Origin of the sequence: Ascidiimonas meishanensis (assembly GCF_037782385.1) — a bacterium.
GTDB classification, from domain to species: domain Bacteria; phylum Bacteroidota; class Bacteroidia; order Flavobacteriales; family Flavobacteriaceae; genus Ascidiimonas; species Ascidiimonas meishanensis.
This window is the reverse complement of the sequence record NZ_JBBEXD010000010.1, coordinates 155,412-172,126: the sequence shown is the minus strand read 5'-3', so window position 1 is coordinate 172,126 and position 16,715 is coordinate 155,412. Positions and strand designations below refer to the sequence as shown.

Annotated in this window: 18 protein-coding genes; 4 read left to right on the top strand and 14 right to left on the bottom strand. The window is 33.3% G+C overall.

Annotated features, from left to right (window positions below; translation table 11 throughout):
- Positions 1-39 precede the first annotated feature (39 nt).
- Positions 40-1,197 carry a THUMP domain-containing class I SAM-dependent RNA methyltransferase gene (locus WBG07_RS16265; RefSeq protein ID WP_340202763.1) on the top strand — a complete coding sequence of 386 codons (1,158 nt, stop codon included), beginning with the start codon at positions 40-42 and terminating at the stop codon, positions 1,195-1,197.
- Between the two features lie 15 nt (positions 1,198-1,212).
- The gene (locus WBG07_RS16260) at positions 1,213-1,446 is read left to right on the top strand and encodes a hypothetical protein (RefSeq protein ID WP_340202761.1); all 234 of its coding nucleotides are present in this window, start codon (positions 1,213-1,215) and stop codon (positions 1,444-1,446) included.
- A 15-nt stretch (positions 1,447-1,461) separates the two neighbouring features.
- Here the strand turns inward: WBG07_RS16260 and WBG07_RS16255 are convergent, their stop codons facing one another.
- From WBG07_RS16255 to rlmD, 8 genes are all read right to left on the bottom strand, one after another.
- Entirely contained in the window at positions 1,462-2,466 is a 1,005-nt protein-coding gene (locus tag WBG07_RS16255) for a glycosyltransferase family 2 protein (protein ID WP_340202759.1), read from the bottom strand.
- 111 nt (positions 2,467-2,577) lie between these two features.
- On the bottom strand, positions 2,578-3,138 hold the full coding sequence (locus WBG07_RS16250; RefSeq protein WP_340202757.1) for a hypothetical protein: 561 nt from the start codon (positions 3,136-3,138) through the stop codon (positions 2,578-2,580).
- Between the two features lie 494 nt (positions 3,139-3,632).
- Positions 3,633-4,529: a hypothetical protein gene (locus tag WBG07_RS16245; RefSeq protein ID WP_340202755.1), complete on the bottom strand. Its 897-nt coding sequence runs from the start codon at positions 4,527-4,529 to the stop codon at positions 3,633-3,635.
- A 236-nt stretch (positions 4,530-4,765) separates the two neighbouring features.
- Positions 4,766-5,350 (bottom strand): hypothetical protein, encoded by a 585-nt coding sequence (locus WBG07_RS16240; protein WP_340202754.1) that lies wholly within the window; start codon positions 5,348-5,350, stop codon positions 4,766-4,768.
- Positions 5,351-5,971: 621 nt separating this feature from the next.
- Positions 5,972-6,859, bottom strand: a complete 888-nt coding sequence (locus tag WBG07_RS16235; RefSeq protein ID WP_340202752.1) for a hypothetical protein — start codon at positions 6,857-6,859, stop codon at positions 5,972-5,974.
- A gap of 287 nt (positions 6,860-7,146) precedes the next feature.
- Positions 7,147-7,878, bottom strand: a complete 732-nt coding sequence (locus WBG07_RS16230; RefSeq protein ID WP_340202751.1) for a DUF6048 family protein — start codon at positions 7,876-7,878, stop codon at positions 7,147-7,149.
- A complete protein-coding gene (locus tag WBG07_RS16225) occupies positions 7,859-8,374 on the bottom strand; it encodes a DUF6452 family protein (protein ID WP_340202750.1) in 516 nt (171 codons plus the stop codon). The genes WBG07_RS16230 and WBG07_RS16225 overlap by 20 nt, the downstream gene beginning before the upstream one ends.
- A gap of 23 nt (positions 8,375-8,397) precedes the next feature.
- Positions 8,398-9,807: a 23S rRNA (uracil(1939)-C(5))-methyltransferase RlmD gene (gene rlmD, locus WBG07_RS16220; RefSeq protein WP_340202748.1), complete on the bottom strand. Its 1,410-nt coding sequence runs from the start codon at positions 9,805-9,807 to the stop codon at positions 8,398-8,400.
- 290 nt (positions 9,808-10,097) lie between these two features.
- Here rlmD and WBG07_RS16215 point away from each other — a divergent pair, with 290 nt between their 5' ends.
- Positions 10,098-11,228, top strand: a complete 1,131-nt coding sequence (locus WBG07_RS16215) for an esterase-like activity of phytase family protein (protein WP_340202747.1) — start codon at positions 10,098-10,100, stop codon at positions 11,226-11,228.
- 2 nt (positions 11,229-11,230) lie between these two features.
- Here WBG07_RS16215 and WBG07_RS16210 read toward each other — a convergent pair whose 3' ends face one another.
- From WBG07_RS16210 to WBG07_RS16200, 3 genes are read right to left on the bottom strand one after another with little or no spacing between them, the layout of a single operon-like run.
- Positions 11,231-11,653, bottom strand: a complete 423-nt coding sequence (locus WBG07_RS16210) for a lysozyme inhibitor LprI family protein (RefSeq protein ID WP_340202746.1) — start codon at positions 11,651-11,653, stop codon at positions 11,231-11,233.
- 9 nt (positions 11,654-11,662) lie between these two features.
- The gene (locus tag WBG07_RS16205; RefSeq protein ID WP_340202744.1) at positions 11,663-12,037 is read right to left on the bottom strand and encodes a hypothetical protein; all 375 of its coding nucleotides are present in this window, start codon (positions 12,035-12,037) and stop codon (positions 11,663-11,665) included.
- A gap of 15 nt (positions 12,038-12,052) precedes the next feature.
- Positions 12,053-12,415, bottom strand: a complete 363-nt coding sequence (locus tag WBG07_RS16200; RefSeq protein WP_340202743.1) for a DUF1304 domain-containing protein — start codon at positions 12,413-12,415, stop codon at positions 12,053-12,055.
- 229 nt (positions 12,416-12,644) lie between these two features.
- Here WBG07_RS16200 and rocD point away from each other — a divergent pair, with 229 nt between their 5' ends.
- Positions 12,645-13,928 (top strand): ornithine--oxo-acid transaminase, encoded by a 1,284-nt coding sequence (rocD, locus tag WBG07_RS16195; protein ID WP_340202741.1) that lies wholly within the window; start codon positions 12,645-12,647, stop codon positions 13,926-13,928.
- Between the two features lie 234 nt (positions 13,929-14,162).
- On the opposite strand, the gene WBG07_RS16190 is transcribed toward rocD, so the two are convergent.
- Genes WBG07_RS16190 through WBG07_RS16180 form a run of 3 tightly spaced genes read right to left on the bottom strand, consistent with a single transcriptional unit; the run spans position 14,163 to position 16,693 of the window.
- On the bottom strand, positions 14,163-14,495 hold the full coding sequence (locus tag WBG07_RS16190; protein ID WP_340202739.1) for a CCC motif membrane protein: 333 nt from the start codon (positions 14,493-14,495) through the stop codon (positions 14,163-14,165).
- A 2-nt stretch (positions 14,496-14,497) separates the two neighbouring features.
- Complete coding sequence (locus WBG07_RS16185; RefSeq protein WP_340202737.1) at positions 14,498-14,803, bottom strand: DUF2752 domain-containing protein; 306 nt, start codon at positions 14,801-14,803, stop codon at positions 14,498-14,500.
- A 3-nt stretch (positions 14,804-14,806) separates the two neighbouring features.
- Entirely contained in the window at positions 14,807-16,693 is a 1,887-nt protein-coding gene (locus WBG07_RS16180; protein WP_340202735.1) for a T9SS type A sorting domain-containing protein, read from the bottom strand.
- Positions 16,694-16,715 lie beyond the last annotated feature (22 nt).

The following is a 16,715-nucleotide window of genomic DNA, read 5'->3' as shown; positions in this document are numbered from 1 at the left end:
CTAAATTAATGTATTTTTGCCTCTTAAGAGAAAGTCCTTATGGTAAATAATTATACAATGGTAGCCAAAACGCTCTTTGGTTTTGAAGAACTCTTGGAGACAGAATTGCGAAATTTAGGAGCAATGAATATTAAGAAAGGAGTGCGAAGCGTATCTTTTGAAGGTGATATTGGATTTATGTATAAGGCAAATCTTTGTTTACGTACAGCCATTAAAATATTGAAACCAATAGTCAGTTTTAAGGTAAGAGATGAGCAAGAACTATATGATGCTGTTTATAAAATGCCATGGCATAAATATCTTAGTGTTAATGATACGTTCGCAATTGATGCTACCGTACATTCAGAAAAGTTTAATCATTCCAAATATGTAGCTTTAAAATCAAAGGATGCTCTCGTAGATAAATTTCGCAATATAGAAGGCAGCAGACCCAATGTAGATATTAAGTTTCCAGACTTACGTATTCATGTCCATATTTTTAGAAATGAATGTACTATTTCTTTAGATAGTTCTGGCAGATCTTTACATCATAGGGGCTATAAAACGGCTACGAATATTGCCCCTATTAATGAGGTGCTTGCGGCAGGAATACTTTTGTTAAGTGGTTGGGATGGTCAATGTGATTTTCTAGATCCCATGTGTGGTAGTGGAACTATCCCTGTTGAAGCTGCAATGATTGCATGCAATATTCCAGCAAATATTAATAGAAAAGAATTTGCCTTTGAGAAATGGAATGATTTTGATGAAGATCTTTTTGAAAAAATAATTGAAAGTAGTTTAAAAAAAACAAGAGAGTTTCATTACGAAATTATAGGATATGATAAGGCTCCTTCTGCTGTCTGGAAAGCAAAACAAAATGTAAAGAATGCAAATTTATCTGAGTATATTAAAATAGAACAGGAAGATTTTTTTAAATCTGAAAAATATACAGAAAACAAATTACACATGGTATTCAATCCTCCTTATGGAGAACGTCTGGAGGTAGATATGGAGACTTTGTATGCGACTATTGGAGATACGTTAAAACAGAATTATCCCGGCACAGATGCTTGGTTTATTACCTCTAACATGGAAGCTTTAAAGCACGTGGGGTTAAGACCTTCTCGTAAAATTAGACTTTTCAATGGTAAGCTTGAAGCTAAACTAGTTAAATACGTAATGTATGAAGGAAGTAAAAAAGCAAAATATAATGCGTAAAAACCACATTTTATTATGAAACCTAAATACAAGGCTCTAGCATATAACTTTATAGGTTTCGCAATCTTATTTCTTGCAGCAAGATTTACCTTAGGGCATTTTCTTCCTATTAATCGTATTTTTTTAGCAGTAACTTCTGCTATCATTGCAAATGTAGTTGCCCCTAAATTTGGTGTTGTCAAGAATGAGGATGGTGAAAAAATTTTAATGAAGTGGATTTTCATTAAGGGTTTACGAGAATTAAAATAGCATTCTTGTTATTAATTATCGGAAAAGGTAGAAATCAGTATTTTCAATTAGTTTGTTATTATTTAGAAAAGTAATAATTTCTTTTTGTGCGTTTCGTTGTGCTACGGTGACAATTACCTGCGGTTTTTTTTCAGTAATGATGATTTTATAAGATTCCATTACTTGGTTATATATTTCTTTGCCGTGTTTTTTTGGATTGTTACTTACCCAAATGAACTCTTGATTTAATAGTTTTAATAATTTTGCCATTATTTTTCCTTTAGGTCCCGCTCCCCAGACCACTAGGGGTCGCTCAGGATCACGATCTAATTGAAAAAAGTAATGAAGTTTTATTTTAAAAAAAGCATTTTGTTGGTAGTGTTCGTGATTTCTGCTGGTTCTGGATTGGTGATCTCTCCATAAATGTAAGGTCTCTAAGGCAGAAACTACTTTTAATCCATATTTGTAAAACCTAAACACGAGGTCATAGTCTTCTGGATATAGTGCGGAATTAAACCCTCCTGATTTATCAAAATCATCTCGGTGTACCATCCAACATGGAGATGCAATAACACATTCTTTATAAATAGATTGCCAATGGTTTTGGTTATCACATAGTGCGTTTAACCATTTTTCATAGTTACGATACCCTTCACCGATGCCATTTTTTGAAAAATAACGAACATGTCCGGTAGCTACTGTTTCTTTCCCATGTTTTTTTAAAAGATTATGAAGTGTTTTGAGCTTAGCAGGAACCATAATATCATCTGCATCCATTCTATGTATGTAGATTCCTTTGCTAGCTTTATAGCCTGTTTGCAAAGCGGAAATAATTCCATCTCCTTGGGAAGTAAGAACTTGTATTCTATTGTCCTTAGTTGTATACTGATTTAGTAATGTATTTGAATGATCATTAGAACTATCATCCACAGCAAGTAACTCCCAATTTTTGTAGGTTTGATTTAAAATACTGTCCAGACATTCTTTTAAAAATGGCATCGCATTTTTAACGGGCATTACAATAGAAACCAGTTTATCCATATGGTAAATTTAACCTGAAATTACTAAAAGTTAAAATAGATACATTTATGCGTTCTAGAATCAACTTCCAGAAGAGTTTTAAACCAGAAAATATAGTTTATAAAAATCTTTTTATCCAAACTGCATTGACCTACTTCTTGGATTTTCTCTTTGGTTCTTGGGGTTTTTAGGACTATTTGTTTTTTTCTTGGAAGTTTTTTCTTGTTGATTTTTTGGGTTTGAAACTTGGGACAGAGAATCTAATATGTTTGTTGTTTTTGTTGAATCTTCTTTCTTATTTTCAGTACTATTACTATTTGTCTTATTTGATCTTTCTTTTTTAATTGTTTTGAATCCGAATGCTTTAAAGACAGCAGAGAAGACATTACTGGAAGGTTTTTTTTCAGGGATATTATTAGTGTTTTCCGCTACAGGGTTATTCATAGAATTTCTGTAGTTTACATATTGATTATGTTTTTGAGGGGCATCTAAGAAATTTTTGAGGTATTTAAGTCCTTCTTCTTGCAGTTCCTTTGCTTTTTCTTGTAAGTCTGGTAGTTCTTCAGGATTAATATCTTCCTTGTCAAATGCCGCTGTTATTTTTTCAAGATCATTAAAGAATTCATCAGGAACCGGTAAATTACCTTTTCTTTCGGTTTCAGAATCTGTAAATTCAATTGTTTTATTTTTCATAATATTGTTATTTCAAGCTTTATTAAGTCTTAATCTAGGCTTTTGGAAAATTAGGATAGAATTCTTTAGTAACAGGGGTTTTGAAATTTTCACCGATATTCTTGTCTTATTTCCTTTTATGATTTAAAAATTGTAAAAAATTAAAATAGAAACATTAAAGCAATTCGTTAAAACAAGTTTGTCAGCCTTACTTTGTAATTGTATTCATTATCCCCTTGATGTTCTTGTAATTCTAAATTTCTTTAGTGTAAGTACTTTTATAGGTGAAATACCCCCAGAATAAAATATCACCTCTTTTTTAATCAACGCTAATTATAAAATGGGGACTCAAAAAGATCATTAAAAATTACTGCTGCTATAAGGTAAAATTAACTTGAAAATCGGATAAGTTCCTGAAAATAAATATATTGTTTTGTAACCGTTCTATTAGTGACGGCATCTGGAAGAAATTGTTTAGATAAAAATAACGTGTACTGATCTTAATTTTAAGTAAATTAAGCGATTCCTCTGCTTTTACTTTTTGCTTTTGGGAGTTTAGGTTTTGTAATTTTTACTCTGTTTGAGGTGTTTTGCTTCTCTTTATCTTTGTTTGTGACAACAGTCATACCAATCAAACTATCTTTTGATGTTTGTTTTGGCTGTTCTACTTTTATTTTTTCTAGTTGTTGGGTTAATTGAGCAACCATTGCATTGAGTTCTTTAAGTTGATTTTGGAGTTCCTGCCTGGAAGTAGTGCTCGTTTGTGGCGTAGGAGTGGTTGTATTACTGGTTTGTAAAGTAGTACTGGTGTTGTTTTGAAGGGTATTTGTATTGTTATTTTGTTGTGCAAGGGTGTTAGAATTTTCATTTTGTAGTTCTTGGCTATTTGCTTTTTTATAACCAAACTCTATATCTTCCTCTTGGATATCTGATTTAATATTGTCATACCTTTTAATAATATCTCTAGAGTCTTTTAATGTACTAGCTGTGCCTGCAATGGAAAGTGCAGATATCGCAAGTGCGGGTAGTAAAAAAGCGCCTCCAGTAGCAATGGTTACAGCCGTCATAGCAGCTACCACATATGCTGTTGATGCTACAGACAAAACAGACAGGGCTCTACTAGCAAATTTTGCAGTTTTACTTCCTTTAACATCTCCACTAGAATTAACTTTACCAAAGTTTATTTCTGCACTATGTCTTTCCGGGCGTTCCTGGTGATTTTTGGTATAGCTATTTAATTGGTTATTTAATAACGCCATACGATTTTCTAATGAACTTACCTCGGGAGAATTATTTCCTTGAGCTTTGAGCAACTTAGCGCTAGTTTTAGCGTATTCTTTATAGAATTTTTTAGGTACAGTAGTTTGAACTTCTGTGCCGTTATAATTGCTTGGAATAGTTTTTGATGCCATAAGATTTTTATTTATTCAGATAAGCTTTTCCTGCTATCAGCATTAAGGGTTTCAATTAACAATTATACTAATAATTAAATAAATACATTGATTCATATAATTTAGTGTTATGTTTTACAAAGTGTACTTCTATTTATAAGTATTCTTATCGTTAAAAATCCCCTAGTAAAGATGTTTTTTTATTTGGACAGTTACTATTAGAAATAGTGTTTGATATTCTTCAGTTTCCAGTAAGATCACATTTTTGGTCCGGTTTTAGCACTCTTTTTAGCACTCTTTTTTGGAGCTTTTTTTGGACTTCTTTTCTTTTCAGGTCTTTGACTTTCGTTTAATGGACCACTTGCTAGATCGGAAAATTCCTTTGGAATTGTATTCAATGCTACGAATGTAGCGAATCCTTCAGGAAGCTTCGTGTTAGTAGCAGCTGGTGCCTGTTTTTTATTACGAGGGTCTTTTGTCTCTTTTAGCGGTGCTGTTTCAGATTTTTTAGTTTTAGTAAAACCTGCTTTTATTGCTTCAGAAGCCGCGGAAAAGACTTTTGGACGTTTGCTTACAGTGTTGTTTTTAGCATTTGCCTTATTTACTTCAGCCGTATGTTTCTGTGGGTTTGCCAAGAAGTTTTTGAGGTAAGTAAGTCCTTGTTGTTGAACATTATTCAAATCATTAGTCAATTCCTTAATGTTACTTTTTTCATTTTTGTTAAGAAGTGCTGCCTTAGCATTTGATAAATCATTAAAGAATTTGGTGGGAACGGGCAATTTACCATCCCGTCCAGTGGCAGGATCTGTAAAAGGAATGGTTTTAATGGTTTCACTTGCCATAATAAGCTTATTTCAGGTTTTTTCAACGCTTTAAAAGATAAATATTTACAAATTAACTACATGAATTAAAATGAATAAATGTGTGGTTTTATGTAATAAATGAAGTATTTCTTTTTGGCATAATAAATAGTATGAGAAAACAAGTGCTACAAAAGTTTCATCAATAACTGGGTAGGAATGGGAATCACAGTTTTCTGTAGCTAAGAACTAAATAATTTAGACTAGAATGGGAATTAGTATAATCTTGAAGTAAAATGAACCTGAAAAACTAGATTTTATAAGAGTAATTTACTGGATTGATAATAACTTCTATAAATTTTCTTCATCAGGTATAAAAGTGGGACAGCTCCTTGTAAAAATTTCAATACTTATATTGGTTATGCGTCCTAATATATTGAGTTTGTTTATGAAATACGATTTCTTTCTTTTGGCTTATTGGAAAATTTAGAATTTCTGACTATAATATAGCATCTCACGTTATTACTGTAAATGGAATTTCTTTGGCAGTAACATTTTTAAATTATGTGGCTTGAATGGTCTATAAAATTCATTGATTTCAGTAGATATGAGTTTCAAATTAATTTGTGTAAAGACCAATTTCAAACCAAATATGAAATAAGATTAACCTGCTTTTTTACTCTTAGGTTTTTGTGTATTAGCAGTGCGTGGTGTTTTTTTAACAGTTATGCTTTTAGGAATACCATTACTTTTTAGTTTTTCCATGGAGGGAGACAATTTAGTAAGATCATTTAGGCTTTTGGTTTGTTGTGCGGAATTATTGGCATTGTTAAGTTGCTGTGTTAATAGTGCAACTGTGGCGCTAAGCTCTTTAATTTGATTTTGAAGCTCCTGCATGGTAGGAGCACTATTTTGAATAGCTGGAGTATTACTGGTTTGTATAGTAGCACTGGCGTTGTTCTGAATCGTATTCGAGTTGCTGTTTTGCTGTTCTAACGTGTTGGTAGTATTAATTTCGTTTTGTAAGGGATTTGTTTTTTTATTCCTAACCTCGGTATCTTCTTTCTGAATATCAGATTTCATTTGATTATTCATATCAATAATAGATTTTGAATCAAATAATACCCTTGTACTTGCAGTAATAGCAATAGCAGCTAAAGGAAGCGTTAATGGTGCTGCTAGACCTCCGGAAGCAAAAGTTACAGAGGTTAAAAATCCTACAAAAGCTGCGTTTGCTATTACAGCCGTTGCAGCCAGACCTCTAACTGCTAAATTAGTAGCTCTAGTTCCTTTAGGGGTGCCATTTACACTAACTTTTCCATAATTTACTTCTGCACGATGTCTTTTTGGACGTTCTTTTTGATTTTTGGTATAATCTTTTAATTGATTCCTTAAACCCTCCATTCTATTTTCTAAAACAGCAACCTGAGGAGAATTAGCATCTTTGCTTTTAGCTTTTGCTAGTTTTGCCTTAGTTTTAGTATATTTCTTGAAGAATTTTTTGGGAACCTGTGTTTTATAGTTTTCGCTATCTGTGATCGTAAATGCCATGCTTACTTGAATTTACTTTATATATAAGTTATATTGCCTATAAAATAACAATTTAGGATATATAATCTAACTGTATTTTAATAATGGATGCTATTGGTGTAATAAACGAGATTATAAGGATGCTTATTTGTTATAAGTACCTTTAAAAGTGAAATACCCCTAATGTAACTTTGTTGTTTGAATTTCACAAATACACAAATAATAGAAGAAATCATTAAAAAGAAGTGAGAGATCAAAGACATGATATAAGAACAAATAATCCTGTGATAGTAAACTAAAAATCACCATTATTCCTTTACATCTTTCACTCCTTTTGCTTTCCTATAAATTGGAATTAAGTAACTTAAGGTGTAGTTGAATCCAACTCCAATATTACTGTCGTTATTGACCCGATTAAAACCTGGAATCCATAAATTTGGAAAGGGTTCCGCTTCTTTATCAGAAACCAGAAAATTAATACGAATAGTGGCTCCAAGGTATAAATTACTAAAAAGCTCTACTTTCACACCTAGCACACCTTCTACCCATTGACCATTTAGTCCGCTATATTCCCCGAGAAGTGCTGTGTTGTTTCCGGGTAGATTGCCTTCATTAAAAAACTGATTTGTATTGTAAATATTATAACTGTTGAGGGTTTGAGAGAATGTACTAAATCCATAACGCATTCCCACGGTTACTAAATTTTGCATTCCAAACCAATTGTTGTAGGTGTTATAGTCAAATCCTAGTTTAATATAACTTCCATTCGTTGTGAAATTATAAAGATCTTCTTCGGTGGTATTTTCTTCCGTGCCTAATTCTCCAGCGATATAAAAGTTTTTGCTAATTCTGTAATCTCCAACCAGCTCAAAACCACTATAGTTATCATCAAAAAGTGTTCTTAAGGGTTTGCTTAAGTCGGCTCCAACACGTAAGCCGTATTTTTCACTGAGTTTAGTGGTGTCTTTTATAACGGTTTCCTGTGTCCATCCGATAGAGAAAAATAGCAAGCAGATACTACTAATGCAAAATCGTAACATGTGTTTGTGTTTCATCAGTTATGGTATCTTTATTCACTATAATCGTTTGAATCCAATTGTCAGAATCATTCGTTAGATTAGCAGTTAGTGTTTCATAGTTGGCTACAAAACCGCACGCTCTTGATATAAATACTTCTTTTGTTGTGTAGTCAAAACGAAGTGTATCCATGTTCCCGGTTTCAATTCCTTCAGAATCAATTTCATAATCAGATATCAGAATAAATGTGGTCTCAGAAGAGAACGATCTTAGTGGTATTGAAATGGAATCTGTTGTACTGGCTGATAACCCAGATAATGGGGTTTCAATTCCTTCAGCCAACACCCTTAAATTTGTAACAGATTTATCTTCTTCAGGCTCTTCTGAATCCTGAAATTTGAGAATAAGCATAGGTGTGGTAGGATCTGTTTCTGCACAAAGGTCATCACGCTGGCATCCTGCAACCCCAAAAATTATTAGTGTAATAATTACAATCCCGGTTAGAATTTGGTTTTTCATATACAAAATCAGCAAATGGGTATTTATCTTTTTTCCAAAAGTACAACATTTTCTACGTGATAAGTTTGCGGAAACATATCAACCGGTTGTACTCGTATTACCTGATAATCTTGATCCATTAATGCAAGATCTCTAGCTTGGGTAGCACTGTTACAACTTACATACACAATTCTTTTAGGAGCTACGTTTAAAATTTGTTGCACGACATCTTTATGCATTCCATCTCTGGGTGGATCTGTAATAATAACGTCTGCCCTGCCATGAAGTTGAATGAAATCTTCATTGAAAATATGTTTCATATCTCCAGCATAGAATGCTACATTATTTATAGTATTAACTGAGGCATTTTTTTTTGCATCTTCAATAGCTTCCGGTACGGCTTCTATCCCAATAACTTTTTTTGCTTTTGCAGCAACAAATTGAGCAATGGTTCCGGTACCTGTATAAAGGTCGTACACGAGTTCTTTACCTGTTAAATTAGCAAAATCTCTAGTCACTTTGTATAGTTCATAGGCTTGTTCAGAATTTGTCTGATAAAAAGACTTTGCGTTAATTTTAAATTTAAGCCCTTCCATCTCCTCAAAAATGTGATCTCGTCCATCAAAGCAAATAACTTCTTGATCGTAAATCGTGTCATTAGCTTTCTCATTAATAACATATTGTAATGATGTGATCTCAGGAAATACTTTTTTAATATGGGTCAACAGCATTTCAATAGCTTCTTCCTCCTTCTTAAAGAATTGAAATAGCACCATAATTTCTCCTGTAGAAGAAGTGCGAATCATGAGTGTTCTCAAAAGTCCACTTTGTGCTCTCACATTAAAAAAAGGTAATTTATGTTTGGTAGCAAATTCTTTTACCTCAATTCGTATAGCATTTGAAGGATCTCCTTGAAGATAACATTTTTTAATATCCAGAATCTTATCCCACATACCAGGAATGTGAAACCCAAGGGCATTTCTATCGGTAATTTCAAGTCCCGAATTCAATTCATCTGCTGTGATCCAACGATTGTCAGAAAATGAAAATTCCATCTTATTTCTATAAAAATATTGTTTTTTAGAACCAAGAATAGGCTCAATTTCTGGAATTTCAATCTTGCCAAGCCTAACAAGATTATTAGCTACCTCTTTTTGTTTGTAGTAAAGTTGATGTTCATAGGCCATATGCTGCCATTTACATCCTCCACAAGTGCCAAAATGTTCACATTCTGGAATAGTCCTTTTTGAAGAATATTTATGAAAATTAATCGCTTTTCCTTCGTAATATGATTTACGTTTTTTATGTGTTTGTACATCAACAATATCCCCAGGAACGGCATTACTAATAAAAACTACCTGCCCTGCATCAGTTTTCGCAACGCTTTTTCCCTTTGCTCCCGCATCTATGACTTCTAATTGTTCTAAAACAACTTTCCTCTTTTTTCTTGACATGCGGCAAAAATAGGACGTTTTTATTAACAGCACAATTAATTAGACTGCTAGCTTTAAGTCTTTGAGATGTTTTTATTTAGGTTTTCTTCATAAAATAGTACTTGAAAGAATCTCACTATTTTTACTGAATGCAGAGAAAAAATCATATCTATACGAACGCCTTAGTTAGTGTTGTGAAACTTATAAATCAGGGTGTATTGAAGCCAAAGCTTCATACAAATTTAGATACATAATAACTTTAGCGAAAAACAAGGTAATTTTATATTTGTAAACCAGCATAGTATTATCATATGAATTTAAAGACTATTTGCGTTAGATTTATTATAGGATGTCTTATGGTGTCTTGTAATTCTGTAGATGATAGAGCTGCTATTAATGTGGGTGCGTTACGTTTTATTGGAGAGAAGGTGATTCCATCTGAAGAAGTAAAAGGCACTCTTTTTGGAGGACTTTCCAGTATTGATTATGCTAATGGTTTATGGTATGCAATCTCAGATGATACCCAGGCACCAATTAGATTTTACACTTTGGAATTAGAATATACGATAAATGCATTCACTAAAGCCTCTGTTAAAAATGTGACCATTATAAAAGATGTAAATGGATTGAATTTTGAAAATGGAACCACAGATCCTGAAGCTTTGAGATTGGACCCCACAACAGGAACATTTATTTGGGCTAGTGAAGGCCGGCTAAATCAACATATAAATCCAACAATAAGGGAAATAGATATCTCTGGAACACATATTCGTGAGTTGCCCTTGCCAACCATGTTTTCTCTGGAGGAGACTACAAGAAAAGTAGGGCCAAGACAGAATGGAACCATAGAGGGGTTGAGTCTTAGTAGAGATAATAAAGGGTATTGGATAGGTATGGAGTTGCCACTAAAGCAAGATGGGAATCCACCTTTACTTTTAAATAGTAATGCGCCTGTAAGAATAACACTAATGGATAAGTTTTTGGGAACAGTGCAAAAACAATATGTTTATGAATTGGACAATGTGGTACGAGATTCTAATCCTCCAGGTGGCTTTAAAATTAACGGACTCGTAGAGTTATTGGCTTTAAGTGATCTTAGTTTTTTAGTCTTAGAAAGATCTTTTGCTACCGGATATGAAGATGGAGGAAATAATGTTAAAATTTATAAAGTTGATGCAACTGCTGCTTCCGATGTTAAAAATAGGGAACAACTAAGAGATGGGTTTTACACTCCGGTTACAAAAACATTGTTATTTGATTTTGAGTCAATAAGATCACAACTTACAAATGGAGTAGTAGATAATATTGAGGGAATTACATTTGGACCAGATTTGTCTAATGGAAACAAATCAATTGTGGTGATTGCTGATAATAATTTTAGCGAATTTGGCCCACAATTGAACCAGATCATTGCTTTTGAAGTAATGCCTCAAGAAAGATAGTTTTATCTTTCAAAAAGAGAGATTTTATTTTCAAGTTCAAGAATTCTTTTCTTTAAAAGCTTATTTTTTTCGTTTAAAACAGATACCCTAGATAGGGTTCCTCCATCATACAATTCAGTATAAAAAACTACAAAGAATTGCATTTCCGCTTGCATCCACTGTTTCCACGCCTCTTGGTTGTCTTTAAGCAACTTAGCTGTTGGGGGCTCCAATAATTTCTCTAATTCTTCAACTCGTAGCTTCATTAGTTTTTGATAACTCTCCGTAGAAGCATTGGAGCAGTCTAGTGAAGATTTGGTGGTAGGTATGTTTTGCGTGATACAGCTTTGATACTCTTGAGAAATCTGTTTGATACTTTGTCCAAAAGTAGTTTGCCAAAAGCATATAAAAAATAAGAATAGCAGGTAAGTATGAATCTTTTTCATGTAAAAAAATTAATGTTCTTTTAATTTCCAATGGGAATCTTCTTCAATAACTAATACTTTGAAGGCTTCTTTATTTCTGAAAAAAACCTGTAATTGAGAGGTTGAATCAACATACTTAAAAGAAAAATCTTGTATTTGATAATCTCCAAAACGCTTTTTGAACTTTTCTTTACCTTCATTTAAGCGTTCTTTCCATTTAGATTGCTTTATCTCTTCAGAATCAATTTCTTTACTAAAAGAATTCGCAAATAGGGCAACGGAATCCGACTTAAAGGAAATTAAAATATTCTCAAGTGGTTTGGCTTGTATTGGAATTGTTTGTTGGGCGTATACTCCCGTATATAGCAAACATGATAGCAGCATATATTTTAAATATTTCTTCATAAAAATTTATAGTTTTTAAGTAAAGAGAATAAGTAAAATAGTGATAGTAGCAGGCAATGCTTGTACAAAAAAGATTTTTCTATCTGCGCTAATAGCTCCATATATTCCAGCAATAGCAACACAGCCTAGAAAGAATAAGGAAATATTGATTCTCCATAGTTCATCTGAAATAAAAAACGTCCAGATAAGGCCTGCAGCCAAAAAACCATTGTAAAGGCCTTGATTTGCTGCCATCACCGCAGTTTGGTCAAATGATTCTTTTGGTAATTTTTTAAATACTTTTCTACCTCTTGTCTTCCATGCAAACATTTCAAGCCAGAGAATATAACAATGAATAAAGGCAATTAACCCTATCAGAATACTAATAAGTATTTTCATGATTTTTAATTAGATAGATTAAATATAGGATAAAAAAGCTATTCTGTTTTAAATGGAGCTATAGAATTACATATTTTTTTTTCAAGATGATAAATAGTAGAACAGCCTTAGATTTCAATATTCACAAATGCTTTTATATCCATAAAAAATTACTAATTTTGTCGCACTGCAATGGATGATTTCTCTCCTCAAGAAGGAATTGTAAAGTTTTATTTTAAAGAATTTCAAAATGGCAGTTTTAGAAAAATTAAGTTCTCAAGATGCAATAGCATTAGAGAATAGACACGGTGCACACAACTATCATCCCTTACCGGTTGTGCTGCATAAAGGAGAAGGAGTTTATGTATGGGATGTTGAAGGTAAGCGTTACTACGATTTCCTTTCGGCATATTCTGCGGTAAACCAAGGGCATTGTCATCCTAGGATTGTAGAGGCTATGATGAACCAGGCAAAAACGCTGACACTTACTTCACGGGCTTTTTACAACGATATGTTAGGGCCCTATGAGAAGTATGTTACTAACTATTTTGGCTTTCAAAAGATATTACCCATGAATACCGGGGCGGAAGCTGTTGAAACTGCAATTAAAATTTGTCGTAAATGGGCCTATGAGAAAAAGGGGATTGCAGAAAATGAAGCCAAAATTGTTGTATGTGAAAATAACTTTCATGGAAGAACTACAACCATAATTTCTTTTTCTAATGATGAAAATGCCCGGAAGAATTTTGGGCCGTATACAGAAGGTTTCATTAAAATTCCTTATGACAATACCGATGCCTTAGAGAAGGTATTAAGAGAAGAAAAAAATATAGCTGGATTTTTGGTTGAGCCCATACAGGGAGAGGCAGGTGTTTATACTCCGGCAGATGATTATTTGGCTAAAGTAAAACAGCTATGTAATCAATATGGAGTACTTTTAATAGCAGATGAAATCCAAACTGGTATTGCAAGAACAGGTTCTCTTTTAGCAATTTGCGGTAACTGTAACTGTAAAAATAGTTGTGAGAGACAAGATACTTACCAAAGACCAGACATTTTAATTCTAGGGAAAGCACTAAGTGGAGGAGCCTATCCTGTAAGCGCAGTACTTGCAGATGATGAAGTGATGAATGTAATAAAGCCAGGGCAGCATGGCAGTACTTTTGGTGGGAATCCAGTTGCCTCAGCTGTGGCAATGGAAGCCTTGGAAGTGGTAAATGATGAAAAACTTGCACAAAATGCGCGTAAACTAGGAAATATTTTCAGAAAAGAATTGAATACCTATATTAAAAACTCTTCTATAGTAACCTTGGTAAGAGGTAAAGGTCTTTTGAATGCTATTGTAATTAATGATCATGAAGAAAGCGAGACAGCTTGGAATATTTGTGTAGCCTTAAAAGAAAATGGTTTACTTGCCAAACCTACACATGGAAATATTATTAGATTTGCTCCACCATTGGTAATGACAGAGGAACAACTTTTAGAATGTGTATCTATAATTTGTAGCGTTCTTAAATCTTTTGAACCCGCTTAAAAAAGCGTTGTTTACTCATAAAAAAGCCATTTCTATTTCTAGAGATGGCTTTTTTATTGACATCAATTTTTTTCACCAAAATACTACTTTTATAAAATGAGGTGTTTTGTGCTAGATTAAAATAGGATATTAGGTTCTTAATAGTATTCTTGGAGAGGGAAAATAGTTTTCATAAAAAAAGGGAGTTCCATAAAACTCCCTTTCAAATCAACTTATAATATTGTTAATAGAGATTTACATATTTTGCCATTGCTCCATCATTTCTTGCTGTTGCTCCATATAAGCTCCAATTCCACCTAAAGAAATAATCCATACAATAGTTAGAATTAATGTAATTACAGCTAAGACAAGTCCAATAATAGCTACGATTCTTGCAGTTTTAAGTCCACTATAATTTTCATACAATTCGGGATTTTCTAAATAGGTTTTTTTATCCTTGTTGGCTAAAAAAAGCGCAATACCTGAAAATAATACACCTCCTAAACCAGAACTACAACAGCATGCAATAAAAGAGATGATTCCAAGAACCAAAGAAATAGTAACATTAGGTAATTTTTGTTTTTCCATAATTATGTTTGGTTGATAAGTTTTAAAATGTAATTTCCAATAATAAATAGTACGGTCATCGTTGCAAGTACGATTATAATTTTATTACTGTATTTTACTTTGAAAAAAGATGTATATAAGACAAAACCCAATAATGAAAGTAATGGGTAGATACCAGGGTACATCTTAAAAGCAGCAATAAATTCTCCTTGTATTAAAAGCGAAAATGCTCTTTGTATACCGCAGCCCATACATTCAAATCCAAAGAATTTTTTGTTAAGGCAGGGAAGCATATAATCTTCAATCTTTAAAAGGAAAATAATGTTCATGAGTTAATTAGACACTGCAAATTTTTGAGTTGTACTTTTATTTTCATCCGTGGTCAATGTAACAAGGTACACACCATTGCTATAGGATGAGGTGTTGTAACGAAGTTCGTCATTTGAAGTGGTAAGATCTTCTGTGAAAATTCGCTTTCCGTTGATATCAAATACAGTAACATTATTGATATTTTGAGCCTCCAAATTGCGAATAATTAATTGTCTTTCTTGATTTGCGTGTAAAATTTCAAAAGAGCTATTAAAAAGAAGTTCTTCTTCTGTGTTTTGGTCTTTTTTGTTCACAAATGTGATCACAAATCGGTCTTGATAAAGTCCTGGATCAAGGGTAACAGGCACAGCCACATTTGTAACATTATAATAGATGTCATTTTCTTTATCTAAAAGAAATATAGCTTGAGTTTCATCAAAATTTTCTTTTTCTATAAGCCTAATACGATATCTTGTTTTTACTATATTTTCCATGGCTAATGGAATTTCTTTTTCTACCTCAAAATTAGTAGATTGGATGACAAATTTTTCTTTTTCAATTGGCCAATAAACATCATTTTCTAGGGGATTAAAATCTTTGCCATCTGTTCCCCAGTCAATACCATCCGTAGAATAATTGGTGTCAAAAGCTAATAGAATCTCCTTATAAAGTGTTCTTTCCCCGTTACTAATACCAATTTGAAATCTCAGTGAGGATCTTTTAGGAGCTTCTGCTTCATCATCATTGGTTTCATCATCTTCACTCAAACTCACTTCTCCTTTAGCACGATTGAAACTAGAGGTATCTGAGCTTCCGGTAATTTCAGATTCCTTTACAAAAACGCGTTGTGAATTTGAAAAAGTAGCTGAAGGACTAACTTGGGTACTGCCGTCAGCTCCAACTAGCATAAAGCCTTGACCAATGGGCGCATACCTAGGCACTCCGTCTACAAGATCATTATTGGTGAAAGCTCCTGGAATTTCAGTATTCCCAGTGGCATCATATTGTACAAAGGTGGCCTGAGTGAAAGCTCCATTATCATTATTATCTAATGGATTTCCAGGAACGTAGGTTCCGTATCCTCCAACATAATCAGTTATTTTGTGTGAATCTACTGTTGGGTCTTGTTGCCAAAAATAAGCACCTCCTGCAAGATTATCTTGGTTATCAACCAGAAATGTCTTGAGGTCTAAAGCGGAGGGGTAAGGGTTTCCTGCCAAAGTAACCAAATCAGGTTGTACGGAAATAGTAATATCTCCAGTATTAGGCACGCCCCTGAAATCGTAGCGCTGTGCACTACCGGTATTATTAGGGCCAGTACCACTAGTACCTTTCATACTAAATCCGAGTCCTTGTTCCACTTCTCCTCCTGTATTTCCAACAAAAACCCAATTTTCATAACCAACGGAACCGGGATATTTAAATAACCATCTGGTAGCAATATTCAAATCGGTACCGCCAACTTCGCCATCACCTGTTGCCCCATCTTTATTTGAAGATAAAACAGCGGGTATGGGTTCAATAGAGGTTAGTACATCTGGATCAAATAATTGAGTAAATCTAAAATTTAAGGAACCAGGAAGGTGAACGGGAACCCCCCAATAGTTATAATCAAAATTATCTGATGTGCCTTCCTGATAAACAGACACTTTTCCAAGCCCCGTATTATCTGTGGTATTGGCAGATGAAGTTTGAAAAATCATAGCTTCATTTCTCAAAAATATATATCCGTTATTTTCCAGGGAATAATCATCTAATGTCCCTTCAAGATTTATATCTGTAGCAGTATCATTAAAATCGCCAACAAAAAGCTGTTCACCCTGTACATATATAAAAGTATCATTACTAACATGAAGTTGTGCAAAACCAAAAGTAATAGTAAACAGGGCCGGTAGTACTAATTTTTTCATGGTTGAATAAGGTTAAATTCAA

Excerpts from the sequence above, each read along its gene's own strand:
- WBG07_RS16265 (WP_340202763.1), top strand. The coding sequence starts at position 40 with ATGGTAAATAATTATACAATGGTAGCCAAAACGCTCTTTGGTTTTGAA.
- WBG07_RS16260 (WP_340202761.1), top strand. The coding sequence starts at position 1,213 with ATGAAACCTAAATACAAGGCTCTAGCATATAACTTTATAGGTTTCGCA.
- WBG07_RS16255 (WP_340202759.1), bottom strand. The coding sequence starts at position 2,466 with ATGGATAAACTGGTTTCTATTGTAATGCCCGTTAAAAATGCGATGCCA.
- WBG07_RS16250 (WP_340202757.1), bottom strand. The coding sequence starts at position 3,138 with ATGAAAAATAAAACAATTGAATTTACAGATTCTGAAACCGAAAGAAAA.
- WBG07_RS16245 (WP_340202755.1), bottom strand. The coding sequence starts at position 4,529 with ATGGCATCAAAAACTATTCCAAGCAATTATAACGGCACAGAAGTTCAA.
- WBG07_RS16240 (WP_340202754.1), bottom strand. The coding sequence starts at position 5,350 with ATGGCAAGTGAAACCATTAAAACCATTCCTTTTACAGATCCTGCCACT.
- WBG07_RS16235 (WP_340202752.1), bottom strand. The coding sequence starts at position 6,859 with ATGGCATTTACGATCACAGATAGCGAAAACTATAAAACACAGGTTCCC.
- WBG07_RS16230 (WP_340202751.1), bottom strand. The coding sequence starts at position 7,878 with ATGTTACGATTTTGCATTAGTAGTATCTGCTTGCTATTTTTCTCTATC.
- WBG07_RS16225 (WP_340202750.1), bottom strand. The coding sequence starts at position 8,374 with ATGAAAAACCAAATTCTAACCGGGATTGTAATTATTACACTAATAATT.
- rlmD (WP_340202748.1), bottom strand. The coding sequence starts at position 9,807 with ATGTCAAGAAAAAAGAGGAAAGTTGTTTTAGAACAATTAGAAGTCATA.
- WBG07_RS16215 (WP_340202747.1), top strand. The coding sequence starts at position 10,098 with ATGAATTTAAAGACTATTTGCGTTAGATTTATTATAGGATGTCTTATG.
- WBG07_RS16210 (WP_340202746.1), bottom strand. The coding sequence starts at position 11,653 with ATGAAAAAGATTCATACTTACCTGCTATTCTTATTTTTTATATGCTTT.
- WBG07_RS16205 (WP_340202744.1), bottom strand. The coding sequence starts at position 12,037 with ATGAAGAAATATTTAAAATATATGCTGCTATCATGTTTGCTATATACG.
- WBG07_RS16200 (WP_340202743.1), bottom strand. The coding sequence starts at position 12,415 with ATGAAAATACTTATTAGTATTCTGATAGGGTTAATTGCCTTTATTCAT.
- rocD (WP_340202741.1), top strand. The coding sequence starts at position 12,645 with ATGGCAGTTTTAGAAAAATTAAGTTCTCAAGATGCAATAGCATTAGAG.
- WBG07_RS16190 (WP_340202739.1), bottom strand. The coding sequence starts at position 14,495 with ATGGAAAAACAAAAATTACCTAATGTTACTATTTCTTTGGTTCTTGGA.
- WBG07_RS16185 (WP_340202737.1), bottom strand. The coding sequence starts at position 14,803 with ATGAACATTATTTTCCTTTTAAAGATTGAAGATTATATGCTTCCCTGC.
- WBG07_RS16180 (WP_340202735.1), bottom strand. The coding sequence starts at position 16,693 with ATGAAAAAATTAGTACTACCGGCCCTGTTTACTATTACTTTTGGTTTT.